This is a genomic window from Kribbella antibiotica, assembly GCF_004349055.1.
Lineage (GTDB): Bacteria > Actinomycetota > Actinomycetes > Propionibacteriales > Kribbellaceae > Kribbella > Kribbella antibiotica.
The window spans coordinates 23,140-38,614 of sequence record NZ_SMKX01000074.1; the positions used below are offsets into that span (position 1 = coordinate 23,140).

Below are 15,475 nucleotides of genomic sequence, written 5' to 3' on the forward strand. Positions count from 1 at the left end.
TGGTGCTGGCCTCGATGGGGAGGCCGTTGAGCATCAGCTTGGGGGTGAGAACGCGGACGGGTGCCGTGAGACCGCTGAGTTTGCGCATCTCAGAGGACCTTCAGGGCGAAGGGGAGGCTTGTAGTGGCGTCAACCGGCAGACCCTTGTACTTCACTGCGGGGGTGGCGATCCGGTACTTCCCCACTCCTCGGAGCGGGGCGCGCATCGGGATGCTGGCATTTCCCTTGGTATCCAGCTGGACCGCGCGCAGGTAGACCCACTTCTTGCCGTCCCACTTCTGCAGGGCCGCCTTCATAGGCAGTTCCGGTCCCACGTGGACGAGCAGGGTTACCGTGGTGCTCGCCGGAGCCCTCGTCGGGAAGAACTCCGAGCGGTCGATGAGTGCGTTGCGGCGCACGAATTTTCCTGTTGTCGAGGCGGCTGGGGTCAGCAGGTAGGTATTTTCGTTCCTGAAGGCCGAGGTCTCGTGAACCCACAGCCGGTACTCCTGACCACCGGCGGCACCCAGCGTGGCCGGAAGGATCGCGCCGCCTGTTTGGGCGCTGGTTCCGGTGAGGAACTTCCAAGGGGATGCAGCATTCGGGCGGGTCTGAATGGCGACCGCGACCGCTTCGCCGGCGTTGGGGCTGGACATGTGCACCCTGCCGGTGATGGTGAACATCTGCCAGCTCGCTCGCGCGGGGAGCGAGGCGGACACGCGCATCGTTCCGACCTGCACAGTCCCGTAGATCTGGCTGGTTCCCCACTCGTTGCCGGTCGACAGTTTGATCGTCACTGCGCCCGGCTGGACCGGCACGACAATATGCTCCGCGCCGGCTGGAAGGGAGATCTCCGTCTGCTGGCCGGCCGCCGGCCCGGCAACGGTGGCCTTCAGCCACTCGCCGCCAGGCTGATCGAGCAGATCGGCCGGGTTCTTGTCCGTGATCGCCTCCCGCTGCAGCAACATCCGCACTGAACTGCCAGACGATGACGAGGCGCTGACGAGCGAAGGCCGGGCCACTCTGCGGGTATCGAACACCGAGCTGTAGGCGGGCGTGCTCTTCTCCCTGTCCACGACAGTCCTGAGCGAGACCCGCATCTCGGCCTGGTCCGGAAAGATCCTGGGATCGAGCAGAAGCTCGTTGGGGTCAGCTGCGGTCGGCTCGGCCGCGATGTACTGAGAAGCCGAGGAAGACAGGACGACCAGGTTTGCCTGGCCTGTGTCCTTCCAGGCGACACGGACCTTGCCGTCGTCGGTCCAAGAGACCTGTACGTCGGTTGGTGCCTCCGGGGCGGCCGCCCAGGCCGACGTGGCCAGACCGGACGTCAGCAGTACGGCGGCAGCGGTGATGGCTGCGAGTTTGCGCATGGGAGCCCCAGGTGAGAACGCCTGGTGGTCACCCCTGCCGCCAGTGCGTGATTGCAAAATAGCGCACGCACTGGCGGGTCGTGCAAGTTGAATCGGTTGCAGCTTCGTGCAATTTCAGCGGACGGTGAGGGTGAAGGTGGGGCTCTGGGTTGCGTTGAGGTGTAGGCCGTTGAAGACGATCGGGCCCAGCGCAACGCGGTAGCGGGAGGTGGCGGCGCGGCCGGATGCCTTGATCGGGATGAGGGCTGTGCCGTTCTTCAGCTGGATCTTGGTGCCGTTGATCCACTTCTTGCCGTCCCAGCGCTGCAGAACGCCTTGCACTGTTGAGGCCGGCTGGATCTTCACCGAGAGCTTGACCGTCGCGCCGGCCCGCGCTGTCGACGGCGTGAACCCGGCAGTGGTGAATTTCGCCAATGTCACTGAGGATTTCGCCGATGTGGAGGTCGCGGGAATCACCGTGATGGCGGTTTCGGTGGCTGACTTCTGGGCCGGGACCCAGAGCCGGTACTGACGGTTGCCGAGGGCAGCGATTCCGGTGTCGAACGCGGTGGTCGTGTTACCGGTGTACCGGCCGTAGGTCTTCCAGGGGGCCGTGCTGGAGGCGCGGGCCTGGAGCTCGACGGGGATGCCGGTGGCGCGCTGCGCGCCGTCGCCCATGAACTGCTTGAGTGTGCCCTTGATAGCAAGGCGGTTCGCGTAGACCTGCTGGGCGGGGACCGTGAATCCGGCGTGCACGGTACCGACCCGTGCGTCTCGGGGGCCATAGGCCGAACCCCAGCCGCTGCTGGCGATCAGGCCGATCGTCACGGGGCCGTCCAGCGGCGGGACAACTCCCCACGGCGAACCGATACCGAGTTGGTGCTCCTGCTCATCGTCGGCGTCCGGTCCGTCAGTCAAGGCAATCAGCGAGTCCGGCTGGTCCAGCGGATCGTTCGGAGTGGTGTCCTCGACAGGCTGCACGGTGTAGGTCAGCTTGACCGACCGATCCGGCTGCTGAACGACCTCCTGCAGCCACGGCTCGGACGGGACCTGAGTGTCGAACCATTCCGAGTACGCCGGCAGGCTGCTGCCCGCGTCAGAGTAGTTCGACACGGCCAACCGCGCCTTGCTGGAACGGCGTACTGCGCCGGTCTTCACGATCTCGTTGTCGGCCGACGGACGGGTGATCGAGAAGCTCTCGCTGGTCCCCAGGTCGGCGTACTCGATGTAGAGCCGGTTTCCCTCGCCCTGGTCCTTCCACGTGACGTGAACCAGGTTGCCCTGCCAGTCGAGCCTGACATCGGTCGGCGGGTCCGGGAGAGCGGCCTGGGCAGGGGTCTGCACGAAAGCGCTCACGGCCACGACAGCTACTGCCGCGGCGGTGAGCTTACGGAGGCGCATCATCGGACCGTCAGTGTGAAGGTCGAGCTCGTGGTGGCGCTGAGGGCCAGGCCGTTGACGACGATCGAGGGCAGGATGATGCGGTAGCGGTAGGTGCCCTTGTCCGGTCCAGCGCCGCCATGCTTGAGGAGCGAGCCGTTCTTGAACGGAGCGCTCGTGACGTTGTACCAGCTCTTGCCGTCGGTGGCCTGCAGGTTGCCGCTGATGGTTGCCCCGGGCTGGATCTTCGCCGAGAAGTCGACGTTGGCGCCAGGCTTGACCGAGGACGGGGTGAATCCGGCGCTGACGAACTTGATGAAGGTCTGCGAGGACTTGGCCGACGTCGAGGTGGCCGGGGTCAGCACGATGACGTTGCCGCTGACAACCTTTCGGGCCGGGACGAGCAGCCGGTACTGACGGTTGCCCTGGGCAGCCATTCCGGTGTCGAACGCGGTCGTCGTGTTACCGGCGTACCGGCCGTAGGTCTTCCAGGCGTCGGCGGCCTTGGCGCGGGCCTGGAGTTCGACCTTGATGCCGCTGGCGCGCTCTTCGCGGCCTTCGCTGGTGAAGAGGTCGAGCGTGCTCTTGATCCCGAGCCGGGCGCCGTAGACGGCGCTGGCCGGCACGGTGATCCCGGCGCCGAGGGTGCCGAGGCGGACGATCTTGGTGCCCCAGGGGCCTACGCCCCACTCGTTCATCGCGCGCAGTTTGATCGCCGCGGGACGCGCCTGCGCCGGTACGACGCCTGACGTCGTACCGGCGTCGAAGTCTTGGGTGTACGCGTTCGTGCCGGGCAGGTCCACGCTGGCAAATACGTCGCCGTTGCCGGGGAGATCCAGCGGGTCGTTCGGCGTCGAGTCCGCGACCGGGCCCAGCGTCCAGCTCAGCGAGGTGGTCAGGTTCGCGGCCAGGTTGGCGTCCTGCAGGGCAGGTGCGGCGGGACGGTGCGTGTCGAACCAGTCCGACACGGCGCCTTCGCTCAGCTCGCCGCCGACCTCGCTCTTGACGATCATGCGGGTCTTGTCAGACTCCTTGATCCGGAATGCGGGCGTCGAGAACTCGTTCGGAGCGGTCTCGGCCAGCGTCGTGAGGAGGTACGGCGCCTCGCCCTCCTTCTCGACGTAGATGACGTTCTTGGCGTTGTCGTCTTTCCAGGTCAGGTTGACGTGGAGGTCCACCATCGAGATCTTGAGGTCGGTCGGTGCGTCCGGGGCCGCGGCGAAGGCGGGGGTCTGGAGACCGACGGACAGCGCGGCGACAGCCGTCGCCGCGAGGGCAAACTTACGCATGGGAAACCTTTCAAAAGCACGCACCGCCGCGGCAGTTGCTGCCGTGGCGGTGCGTGGGGAGAGCTTGATCAGCGAATGGTCTGGCTGTAGGCGGGGCTCGTGTTGGCGTTGACGGTCAGGCCGTTGACGACGACCGTGGGGGCGACGAAACGGAGACGGATGGTGCCGAGCTCGGAGTCCGGGTCGCTGCGGTAGAAGTAGGAACCCTTGGTGAGCTGGACCGTGCCGTCGTTATACCAGGTGTTGTTGTCCCAGTTGTAGGACTGGACCGTGGCCTTGACGGTCACGGCCGGCAGGACCTTCAGCGAAAGGGTCCAGCGGACGCCGGGCCGTCCGACCGTCGGGTTGAAGCCGCCGCTGACGATCTTGACCAGCGTGGTGGAGGACTTCGGCGACGTCGAGGTCGGCGGGGTGAGGGCGATGACGTTGGCGCTGACGACCTTGCGGGCCGGCAGAAGCAGCCGGTACTGGCGGTTGCCCAGGGAGGCGATGCCGGTGTCGAAGGCAGCAGTGGTGTTGCCGGTGTAGCGGCCGTAGGTCTTCCAGGCGTCGGTGGCCTTGGCGCGAGCCTGCAGCTCGACCTTCACGTCGCTGGCACGCTCTTCACGGCCCTCGCTGGTGAACAGGTCCACGGTGCTCTTGATGCCGAGACGCGCCGAGTAGACAGCCTTCGACGGCACGGTGATGGCCGCACCGAGGGTGCCCAGCCGAACGGTCTTCGTGTCCTGCGCGCTCTGGCCCCACTCGTTGAAGGCGCTCAGCTTGATCGCCGTGGGACGGGCGTAGGCCGGGACGATGCCGGACGGCTCGCCAGGGGCGAAGCTGTAGAAGGTCGTCGCGGTGCCGGGCAGGTCGATGTTGGCCCGGACGGCGCCGTTTCCGGGCAGGTCCAGCGGGTCGCCGGGCGTCTGGTCGGCCACGGCGCCCAGCGTCCACGCGAGCGCGGTCGTCAGGTTGGCTGCCAGGTTGGCGTCCTGCAGAGCCGGTACGGCGGGACGCCGCGTGTCGAACAGTGCAGTCGGCGTACCGTCACTGGCCTCTTCGCCGACGGCCGACTTGACGATCAGCCGGACCTTGTCCGAGGCGGTGAGCGGGGCACTCAGCGAGAACTCGTTGCCGGCGTCAGCGGTCACCGAGGCGATCAGGGCCGGCGTACCGCCGTCGTACTCGGCGAAGATCTGGTTCGCCTCGCCGGCGTCTTTCCAGGTCAGATGGACCTTGCCGGCCGCCCAGTCGACGGTCAGGTCGGTCGGTGCGGCGGGGGCCGCGGCCCAGGCGGGTGCCTGCAGGCCGGCGGTCAGGAGGGCGGCACTGGCCGCGGTCAGGACGATCTTGCGCATGTGAAATCCCAGGGTAAGGACGCCTGGCGATCCACCCCTGCCGCCAGTGCGTGCAGGAAAATTAGCGCACGCACTGGCGGATCATGCAAGCCTTATTCGTTGCAGCTTCGTGCAATGGTGCCTAGAGCAACGAAATGGGCTACTTGACGGTGAGGTTGTAGGCCGGGCTCGTGTTCGCGCTGACGGTCAGGCCGTTGACGACGAGCGTCGGGGCGACGACGCGGAGCCGCAGCGTGTAGCGCTCGGTCTCGATGTCACCGCGCTCGACGTACGAACCCTTGGTGAGCGGCAGGTCGCCGAGGGCGATCCAGGTGCCGCTTCTCCAGCCCCACAGCTGCACCTTGACCGAGACGGCCGGCGAGATCTTCACTGAGAAGGTGGACCGGCCACCGACCCGGACGACCGACGGGTTGAAGCCACCGGGGAGGAACTTGACGAAGGTCTTGGAGGACTTGACCGAGGTGGAGGTGGCCGGGGTCAGTACGATGACGTTGCCGCTGACGACCTTGCGGGCCGGGACGAACAGCCGGTACTGACGGTTGCCCTGGGCAGCCATTCCGGTGTCGAAAGCCGTTGTGGTGTTGCCGTCGTACCGGCCGTAGGTCTTCCAGGCGTCCGTGGTCTTGCCGCGGGCCTGGAGCTCGACCTTGATGCCGCTGGCCCGCTCTTCGCGGCCCTGGCTGGTGAAGAGGTCCAGCGTGCTCTTGATGGCGAGCCGGTTCGAGTACAGCGCCGATGCGGGGACCGTGATTCCGGCGCCGAGCGTGCCGAGCTTGACGGTCTTGACGGCCTTGGGGTCGCCTCCCCACGGCGTCAGCGCAGTCAGACCCAGCGTGGTCGGACGCGGCTGCGGCGCGATCGTGGCCGACGTCGTACCGACTTCGTAGGTGCCGAGGCTCGCGGTGGTGCCGTTGGGCCGCACCGCGGTGACCTCGGTGCCTTCGTACGGCGAATTGTCCAGCGGGTCGTTCGGTGTGGCGTCCGTGCCGGCGGGCCGCGTCCACTGGAGCTGTGTGGACAGGTTCGCCAGCAGGTTCGCGTCCTGCAGCACGGGTGCGGCCGGCCCCCAGGTGTCGAACTCCGGGGACAGCGCCGACGGGCTCGACCCGTCCGCGGCAATGGCCCGGACGGTCAGCCGCACGTGGTCAGTGTTCTGGAACGTGCCGGTCGGGATCAGCAACTCGTTGGCGGCGGTGGACACGACGTCGCCGAGCTTGATCTCCGAGGTGGGCGTGTACTGGACGAAAACCTCGTTGGCCTCGCCGTTGTCGGCCCAGGTCACCTTGACGTGACCGCTGTCGGCCCAGCTGACCTTGACCTCGGTCGGTGCGTCCGGAGCCGCGGCGAAGGCGGGGGTCTGCAGGCCGACGGTCAGAGCAGCGACGGCCGTCGCTGCGAGAGCAAATTTCCGCATGGGTATCCAGTTCGAGTAAGGGGCTTAAGGCAACGGAACGCAGTCACCGCCAGGGCAACAGGTGCCGTGGCGGTGAGCTGGTGAAGTGTGATCAGCGAATGGTCTGGTTGTACGCCGGGCTCGTGTTGGCGTTGACGGTCAGGCCGTTGACGACCACCGTGGGAACGATGACGCGGACGCGGATGGTGCCGCGCTCGGTCTCGGGGTCGCTGCGCTCGACGTAGGAACCCTTGGTGAGCGTGAGCGGTCCGGCGTCGAACCAGGCCTTGCCGTCCCAGAACTGCAGCTTGCCCTTGACCGTCACGGCCGGCTGGATCTTCACCGTGAAGGTCCAGCGGGTGCCGACCGGTCCGACCGCCGGGCTGAAGCCGCCGCTGGCGAACTTGACCAGCGTCGTGGAGGACTTGGGTGAGGTGGAGGTCGGCGGCGTCAGGGCGATGACGTTGGCGCTGACCACCTTGCGGGCCGGCAGAAGCAGCCGGTACTGACGGTTGCCCAGCGAGGCGATGCCGGTCTCGAACGCGGCGGTGGTGTTGCCGGTGTAGCGGCCGTAGGTCTTCCAGGCGTCGGTGGCCTTGGCGCGAGCCTGGAGCTCGACCTTGACGTCGCTGGCGCGCTCTTCGCGGCCCTCGCTGGTGAAGAGATCCACGGTGCTCTTGATACCGAGGCGCGCGCCGTAGACGGCCTTCGACGGCACGGTGATCGCAGCGCCGAGGGTGCCCAGGCGCACGGTCTTGGTGCCCTGCGCGCTCTGGCCCCACTCGTTGACGGCGCTCAGCTTGATCGCCGTCGGACGGGCCTGCGCCGGTACGACGCCGGTCGTTTCGCCGGCGGCGAAGTCGTAGCTGGCGGTGGCAGTGCCGGGCAGGTCCACGTTGGCCCGGACGGCGCCGTTGCCGGGGACATCCAGCGGGTCGCCTGGGTTCTGGTCCGCGACCGCAGCCAGCGTCCAGCTCAGCGTGGTGCTCAGGTTTGCCGCCAGGTTGGCGTCCTGCAGGGCCGGTACGGCGGGACGGCGGGTGTCGAAGAGCGGCGTCGCCGTGCCTTCGCTGCTCTCGGCCCCGACGACGGACTTGACGATCAGGCGCACCTTGTCCGAGGCGGTCAGCGGGTTGGTCAGCGACACGGTGTTGCCGCCGTCAGCGGTGACCGACGCGATCAGGCCGGGCGTGCCGCCGTCGTACTCGGCGAAGATCTGGTTGGCCTCGCCGGCGTCTTTCCAGGTCAGGTTGACCTTTCCGTCGACCCAGCTGACGGTGACATCGGTCGGTGCGTCCGGAGCCGCGGCGAAGGCGGGGGTCTGCAGACCGACGGAGAGGGCAGCGACAGCGGTCGCTGCGAGGGCAAATTTACGCATGTAAACCCCAGGTGAGAACGCCTGGCGATCACCCCTGCCGCCAGCCCGTGAGGCGAAATCTAGCGCACACATGGCTCACGCAGGGGGCTTTTGCACCAACGTGCAATGTGATCGAGGTTTCAGCACGCAGAGAGTGGGAATGCGCGACTCTGCGTAGTGACTACTTGATGGTGAGTCCGAAAGTGGCGCTCGTGGTGGCGCTGAGGGTGAGGCCTCCGACGGTGATCGCCGGCAGGTTGATGCGGAAGTGCGTGGTGCCGCGCGTGTCGCCGGCGCTGTCCCGGACTAGCAGAGCCCCGTTCTTGAACTGGACCGGGAGAGCGTTGATCCACTTCTTGCTCACGCTGTTGTAGTACTGCAGCATGCCCTTCACAGTGGCGGCGGGCTGGATCTTCGCCGTCAGGCTCGAGTCGCCGTACGGCTTGACGGTCCCCGGGGTGAAGCCGGCGCTGACGAACTTGATCGACGTCGTGGACGACTTCGCCGAGGTGGACGTGGCCGGGGTCAGCACGATGACGTTGCCGCTGACAACCTTCCGGGCCGGGACGAACAGCCGGTACTGACGGTTGCCCAGGGCAGCAATCCCGGTGTCGAAAGCCGTTGTGGTGTTGCCGTCGTACCGGCCGTAGGTCTTCCAGGCGTCAGTGGTCTTACCGCGAGCCTGAAGCTCGACCTTGATGCCGCTGGCCCGCTCTTCGCGGCCTTCGCTGGTGAAGAGGTCGAGCGTGCTCTTGATGCCGAGGCGCGCGCCGTAGACGGCCTTGGCCGGCACGGTGATCCCGGCGCCGAGGGTGCCCAGGCGGACGACCTTGACGGCGTCCGAGCTGCCGCCCCACTCGTTCCATGCGGACAGGTTGATCCTCGAGGGACGCGGGTGCGCAGAGACGACCCCGGACGTCGAGCCGGCCGGGAAGTCCTGGCTGTACGAGTGCCCGCCAGGCGAGGACGTCGTGGCCCTGACCGTGCCGGTGCCGGCGACATCCAGCGGGTCGTTCGGTGTCGAGTCCGCGACCGCAGCCAGGGTCCAGGTCAGCTTGGTGTTCTGGCCATCCGGGTTGGCGTCCTGCAGCACCGGTGCGGCCGGACGGTGGGTGTCGAACCAGGCCGATACGGCGCCTTCACTCAGCTCACCGTTGACCTCGCTCTTGACGATCAGACGGGTCTTGTCCGACTCCTTGAGCCGGAAGGCCGGCAGCGCGAACTGGTTCGCAGCGGTCTCGGCCAGCGTCGTGAGGACGTAGGGCGCCTGGCCTTCCTGCTCGACGTAGACGATGTTCTTGGCGTTGTCGTCTTTCCAGGCCAGCTGCAGGTGCAGGTCCTGGATCGCGATCGTGAAATCGGTCGGTGCGTCCGGCGCCGCGGCGAAGGCGGGCGTCTGCAGACCGGCGGACAGGGCGGCGACAGCAGTCACCGCAAGGGCAATTTTGCGCATGTGAAATCCCAGATGTGAGCTTGTACGGCGGATGGTCAGCGAAGCGTGAAGTTGAAGGTGGGGCTGGTCGTGGCGCTGAGGGTCAGGCCGTTGACGGTGATGGCGGGCAGGACGATGCGGTAGCGGTAGGTGCCGGGCTTGTCGACGCCGGCCCTGGCGTGCTTGAGCATCGAGCCCTTGGTGAACTGAACGGCGAACAGGTTGGTCCACCGGGAGCCGACCAGGTCCTGCAGGGTGCCGCGGACGGTGACGCCGGGCTGGATCTTGGCCGTGATGTCGACCTTGGTCCCGGTCGAGGCCGCCGCCGGGGTGAAGCCCTTGCTGACGAACTTGATCATCGTCTTGGAGGACTTGGCCGAGGTGGAGGTGGCCGGGGTCAGGACGATGACGTTGCCGCTGGCAACCTTCCGGGCCGGGACGAACAGCCGGTACTGACGGTTGCCGAGTGAGCCGATTCCGGTGTCGAACGCGGTGGTGGTGTTACCGGCGTACCGGCCGTAGGTCTTCCAGGCGTCGGTGGTCTTGCCGCGAGCTTGGAGTTCGACCTTGATGCCGCTGGCGCGCTCTTCGCGGCCTTGGCTGGTGAAGAGGTCGAGCGTGCTCTTGATGCCGAGACGGGCGCCGTACACAGCGCTGGCGGGGACGGTGATACCGGCGCCGAGGGTGCCCAGCCGCACGGTCTTCGTGCCCTCGGCCTCGCCCCAGTTGTTGTAGCCAACCACCTTGATCGCCGCGGGACGCGCCTGCGCCGGTACGACGCCGGACGTCGTACCGGCGGCGAAGTCGTAGCCGGCCGTGGCGGTGCCGGGCAGGTCGACGAGCGCCTGGATCTTCTCGCCGGACGGTACGTCGAACGGGTCGCCCGGCGTCTTGTCCTCGATCGTCGCCTGCGTCCACTTGAGCTGAGTGCTCAGGTTGGGCAGCAGATTGGCGTCCTGCAAGACCGGTGCCACCGCGTGCCGGGTGTCGAACCACGGGGACAGCGTGTCCTCGCTCGAGCCGTCCGACGCAACCGTCCGCAAGATGAAGCGGACCTTGTCCGACGGGTACAACGTGGAGAACTTGGTCACCTCGTTCGTGCCACCGGCCGGCTGGTTCTCGAACAGATAGGTCTGCCCCAGGTCGGCGTACTCGGCGAGGACGATGTTTTCTTCGTCGCTGTCCTTCCAGGTCAGGTGGATCTGCCGGCCCTGCCAGGAGAGCTCGAAGTCGGTGGCCGGTGCGGCTGCCCAAGCGGGCGCCTGCAGGCCGGCGGTCAGGACAACAGCAGAAGCCGCGACGGCGGCAATTTTGCGCACGGAAAAGGTCCCCAGGAGTAGGTCGCCTGCCGGTCACCCCTGCCGACAGCACGGCCTAGACCATAACAAGAGGGCAGCTCAGCTGGAGAAATCCTCGGGAGCAACGCCGTCCAGGAACTGGCGGAACCGCTCGAGCTCGGCCTGCTCCTCCTCCGGTGTGGCCACGCCCGCTTCGCGCAGAACCTCTTCGGTGCAGCGGATCGGCGTGTTCAGGCGGACCGCGAGCGCCACCGAGTCGCTCGGTCTTGCCGAGACCCGGGCACCGTTGTCGAGCAGTAGCTCGGCGTAGAACACCGCGTCCTTGAGTTCGACGATCTCGACGGCCTCGAGCCGCACACCCCAGGCCTCGATCAGGTCCCGCATCAGGTCGTGCGTGAGCGGCCGGGACGGGCGCAGGCCCTGTTCCTCGTACGCGATCGCGGTCGCCTCCACCGAGCCGATCGAGATCGGCAGATAGCGATAGCCCTCGGTTTCGCGCAGCATCATCACCGGAGCCCGGTTGGGCGACTCCATCCGGATCCCGATCAGTGTCAGTTCTCGCATCATCGTCATGGTGCGACCTCTCCTCAGACCGGCAACCCGGTGGGGCGCCGGTTCCTCGGTAGGAACATACCCGCCACTCCCAGTGTCACCCGGACGGCCCTGCGGCTGTGCCTGGATCGACACCGAGCCGTGTCTCCGGCGTAGCGCGTGGCTACGGAGCGCGAAACCGCTCGTGGACCAGACGGCCGTCGGTCAGCCGGTGCGCGACCAGGAAGGCCCCGGTGGAGAACTTGCCCACCTTCAGGCCGAGCTCACGCTGTAGTGCGGGCAACACGGGCCGGTGCGAGCAGACGACCGTCACCCGGCCCGGCCGCCACGCCCGCTCCCGCAGACCACGCAGGCCATGCGGATGGGCGTCGTACCCGCGCTCTGAGATCTCTGGCCACAGGTGCAGGTGCCGCTCGATCGCGGATGCATACGGCAACAGTGTGGAGGTGCAGCGTTCAGCGTCGCTGCTGATGAGCCGGTTGGCGCCAAGAGCAGCCAGTACGTCGCTCAGTCGCTCGGCCACCGCCGTACCGGTTGGGTTGAGCGGGCGGAGGGTGTCTTTGCCGTCCCAGTCCTTGCGTTTCACTGCCGCTGCGTGCCGCACCAGCACCAGAGTGGACTCGACGGGAGTCATGGCCTCCAGAGCGTCCAGGATGTCCACGTCTCGGGGATAGCTGAGGCGCTTGCGGGCCTCGTCCACCGGTGTCCAGTCGATCTTGTCGACCTCATCGTTCGGCTCGAAGCCACCGTCCGCCGTCGGTACGGCGGACCAGTAGTGCACGAGCTTTTCCGTCGTACTGCCGTTCTTGCGGATCGGATAGCGCTGCACACCGAGCGATGGGCTGAGAACGACCTGTACGCCGGTCTCCTCCTCGATCTCCCGTCGGGCTGCCAGCAGCACGTGTTCGTGCGGCGTGAGCTTGCCCTTGGGGAGGGACCAGTCGTCGTACCGGGGGCGGTGCACCAGCAGCACCTGGCGGATGCCGCGGCGCTCCCGCCAGACGACGCCACCCGCGGCGATAACCGTCGCCGGGTTGCTCATGCTGTGTTCCTCATGATCAGGATTGGCAGCCTAGGTAATCGGGTCGGCAGTTCTGCGGCGGCCACGCGTGGCGATCAGCTTTTCCTGCAGGTCGCGGAGCGGCTCGCCGTCCGGACCGGTCAGCCTGGCCTCCCAGGTGTTGTCCGGCTGCAGCCACCACGACTGTGTGCCCTCGTCGAGGGCCATGTCGAACATCTCCCGGATCTCTCCGATGTGGTCGGTCTCCTTCAGCTGCACCAGCACCTCGACCCGGCGGTCCAGGTTGCGGTGCATCAGGTCGGCCGATCCGATCCACGCCTCCGGCTCACCGCCGTTCTCGAACCAGAACACCCTGCTGTGCTCGAGGAACCGGCCCAGAATGCTCCGGACCCGGATGTTGTCCGACAGCCCTTCGATGCCCGGGCGGATCGTGCAGATGCCCCGGATCCACAGGTCAACCGGTACGCCGGCTTGTGAGGCTCGGTACAGCGCGTCACAGAGGGCCTCGTCGACCAGGCTGTTCACCTTGATCCGCACCCGCGCCGGACGCCCGGACAGGTGGTGCTGGACCTCGCGGTCGATGCGCTCGATCAGACCGCGCCGTACGGACTGGGGTGCAACCAGGATGCGGCGGTAACCGGCGTTGCGGGCGAAACCCGAGAGGTGGTTGAACAGGTGCGCGACGTCCTCGGTGACGACCTTGTCGCTGCTGAGCAGGCCGAGGTCCTCGTACAACCGAGCTGTCTTCGGGTGGTAGTTGCCGGTGCCGATGTGGACATAGCGGCGCAGCCCGTCCGGCTCGTCGCGAACCACCAGGGAGAGCTTGGAATGCGTCTTGAGGCCGATGACGCCGTACACGACGTGACAGCCCGCGTGCTCGAGCTGACGGGCCCACTTGATGTTCGCCGTCTCGTCGAACCGCGCCTGGATCTCCACCAGCACCAGCACCTGCTTGCCGGCCTCGGCCGCGTCGATCAGGGCGTCGACGATGGGGGAGTCACCGGAAGTCCGGTACAGCGTCTGCTTGATCGCCAGCACATGCGGATCCGCGGCCGCCTGCTCGATGAAGCGCTGCACACTGGTCGAGAAGGAGTCGTACGGGTGGTGAACCAGTACGTCGCGCTGCTTGAGCGCGTAGAACATGTCCGCCGGGTTGGACGTCTCCACCTCCGCCAGATGCGGGTGGGTGGACGGGACGAACGCCGGATACTTCAGCTCGGCGCGGTCCAGACCGGCGATCGTGAACAGGCCGCGCAGGTCCAGCGGACCGGGCAGCTCGAAGACCTCAGCCTCTTTGATGCCGAGCTCGGACAGCAGCAGCGCCTTCACCTGCGGGTCGATCGACTCCTCGACCTCAAGCCGGACCGGCGGACCGAACCGGCGGCGCAGCAGCTCCTTCTCGAGAGCTGCCAGCAGGTTCTCCGCGTCGTCCTCTTCAACCTCGAGGTCCTCGTTGCGGGTCACGCGGAAGGTGTGGTGCTGCGTGACCTCCATACCCGGGAACAGCTGGCCCAGGTGGGTCGCGATCACATCTTCCAGCGGGACGAACCGGCCCTCCGCCACCTGCACGAACCGGGGCAGCAGCGGCGGCACCTTCACCCGGGCGAAGTGCTCGCCACGGGTGTCGGGGTTGCGGACGACGACGGCCAGGTTGAGGCTCAGGCCGGAGATGTAGGGGAACGGGTGCGACGGGTCGACCGCCAGCGGCGTCAGCACTGGGAAGACGCGGTCCCGGAAGAAGCGGGTCATCTCCTCGCGCTCACTGTCCTGCAGATCGTCCCAGCGCAGGATGTCGATGCCCTGCTCGGTCAACGCAGGCTGGATCACCTTGTGCCAGGTCTCGGCCTGCCGGTCCATCAGCTCGCGGCTGCGGCTCAGGCTGCGGTCGAGCACCTCGCGGGGGTGCAGCCCGCTGGCTGCCTTCACAGCGACTCCGGCCGCGATCCGGCGCTTCAGGCCGGCGACCCGGACCATGTAGAACTCGTCGAGGTTGCTGGCGAAGATGGCGAGGAACTTGGCCCGCTCGAGCAGCGGGACGGTGTCGTTCTCGGCGAGCTCCAGCACGCGCTGGTTGAACGCCAGCCAGCTCAGCTCCCGATCGGAGAAGCGATCCGCCGGCAGATCACCGGCCGCGGCACTGTCGTACGGCGGTTCGACGTCGTACTCACGGTTATGCGACGCCAACAAGTCTCCAGCCACGTTGACCAGCATCCCATCCTTTGGTGAACATGAGGTTGCGGAGGGCATGTCGACGCGCTGTCCGATCTTGTTGCTAGCGTCACTCCTTGTGAACCCTCGATTGGACGCCTTGCTCCGGAGCACCGTGTCCGCCGTACAGGCGAACGCGCTGACGCCCATCTACGCGCTGCCCACCGCCGTCCGGCGCCGCCTGGCCGGCACACCGATCGAGATCGACGGGAACACTCTCGACCCCGACATCCAGCTGCTCGTCCGGCTGAACGGATTGTTGCCCGCTACAACGAAGAAGGACGTGGCCGCGGCCCGCTCCGGCTTCCGCGCCGTGAACAAGCTCATCTCCGGCCACCCGCGCGAGCTACAGCGTGTGACCGACCTCACCGTCCGCGGTGCCGACGGCCAGCTCGGCGCCCGCCTCTACATCCCGCGCAACGCCGGCCGCGGCCTCCTCGTCTTCTTCCACGGCGGCGGGTGGGTCGTCGGCGACCTCGACACCCACGACGCCCTCTGCCGCGTCATCGCCGCCGACGCCGGCATCCGCGTCCTGTCCGTCGACTACCGCCTGGCCCCCGAAGCCCCCGCGCCGTCCGGCGCCGAAGACGCCATCGCCGCCTTCACCTGGGCCGTGGAGCACGCCGAAGACCTAGGCGTAGACCCCGCGCTGGTCGCAGTAGGCGGCGACAGCGCCGGCGGCAACCTGGCCGCGGTCGTCGCCCAGCAGTCCGTTTTTCGCGACCTCGCGCGTCCCTCGCTCCAGGTCCTCCTCTACCCCGCCGTCGACCTGGTAGGCCGCCGCCCCAGCCGAGACCTCTTCGGAGAAGACCTCCTCCTCACCGAAGAAGACATCCTCTGGTACCGCGAGCACTACACCCCAGACCCCCTACTACGC

Annotated in this window: 12 protein-coding genes; 1 reads left to right on the forward strand and 11 read right to left on the reverse strand. The window is 67.3% G+C overall.

Annotation, left to right across the window (positions count from 1 at the left end; all coding sequences use genetic code 11):
• Window positions 1-89: 89 nt before the first annotated feature.
• The 11 genes from E1263_RS23700 to E1263_RS23750 form a co-directional block, all read right to left on the reverse strand.
• Complete coding sequence (locus tag E1263_RS23700; RefSeq protein ID WP_132170976.1) at window positions 90-1,349, reverse strand: hypothetical protein; 1,260 nt, start codon at window positions 1,347-1,349, stop codon at window positions 90-92.
• A 114-nt stretch (window positions 1,350-1,463) separates the two neighbouring features.
• Complete coding sequence (locus tag E1263_RS23705) at window positions 1,464-2,729, reverse strand: hypothetical protein (protein WP_165956730.1); 1,266 nt, start codon at window positions 2,727-2,729, stop codon at window positions 1,464-1,466.
• Entirely contained in the window at window positions 2,729-3,997 is a 1,269-nt protein-coding gene (locus E1263_RS23710; RefSeq protein WP_132170980.1) for a hypothetical protein, read from the reverse strand. Before E1263_RS23710 ends, E1263_RS23705 begins: the two co-directional genes overlap by 1 nt.
• 68 nt (window positions 3,998-4,065) lie before the next feature.
• Window positions 4,066-5,337: a hypothetical protein gene (locus tag E1263_RS23715; protein WP_132170982.1), complete on the reverse strand. Its 1,272-nt coding sequence runs from the start codon at window positions 5,335-5,337 to the stop codon at window positions 4,066-4,068.
• Window positions 5,338-5,476: 139 nt separating this feature from the next.
• On the reverse strand, window positions 5,477-6,751 hold the full coding sequence (locus E1263_RS23720; RefSeq protein ID WP_132170984.1) for a hypothetical protein: 1,275 nt from the start codon (window positions 6,749-6,751) through the stop codon (window positions 5,477-5,479).
• Window positions 6,752-6,842: 91 nt separating this feature from the next.
• A complete protein-coding gene (locus E1263_RS23725; protein WP_132170986.1) occupies window positions 6,843-8,108 on the reverse strand; it encodes a hypothetical protein in 1,266 nt (421 codons plus the stop codon).
• Window positions 8,109-8,268: 160 nt separating this feature from the next.
• Window positions 8,269-9,540, reverse strand: coding sequence for a hypothetical protein (locus E1263_RS23730; protein ID WP_132170988.1), 1,272 nt, complete (start codon window positions 9,538-9,540; stop codon window positions 8,269-8,271).
• 35 nt (window positions 9,541-9,575) lie between these two features.
• Complete coding sequence (locus tag E1263_RS23735) at window positions 9,576-10,838, reverse strand: hypothetical protein (RefSeq protein ID WP_132170990.1); 1,263 nt, start codon at window positions 10,836-10,838, stop codon at window positions 9,576-9,578.
• 78 nt (window positions 10,839-10,916) lie between these two features.
• Window positions 10,917-11,390 carry a bifunctional nuclease family protein gene (locus E1263_RS23740; protein ID WP_132170992.1) on the reverse strand — a complete coding sequence of 158 codons (474 nt, stop codon included), beginning with the start codon at window positions 11,388-11,390 and terminating at the stop codon, window positions 10,917-10,919.
• A 142-nt stretch (window positions 11,391-11,532) separates the two neighbouring features.
• Window positions 11,533-12,411 carry an NUDIX hydrolase gene (locus tag E1263_RS23745; RefSeq protein ID WP_132170994.1) on the reverse strand — a complete coding sequence of 293 codons (879 nt, stop codon included), beginning with the start codon at window positions 12,409-12,411 and terminating at the stop codon, window positions 11,533-11,535.
• 30 nt (window positions 12,412-12,441) lie between these two features.
• Window positions 12,442-14,601, reverse strand: coding sequence for an RNA degradosome polyphosphate kinase (locus E1263_RS23750; RefSeq protein WP_132170996.1), 2,160 nt, complete (start codon window positions 14,599-14,601; stop codon window positions 12,442-12,444).
• A 76-nt stretch (window positions 14,602-14,677) separates the two neighbouring features.
• On the opposite strand from E1263_RS23750, the gene E1263_RS23755 reads away from it, so the two are divergent.
• Window positions 14,678-15,475, forward strand: a 798-nt coding sequence (locus E1263_RS23755; RefSeq protein WP_238161467.1) for an alpha/beta hydrolase, incomplete at its 3' end; no start/stop codon positions are given.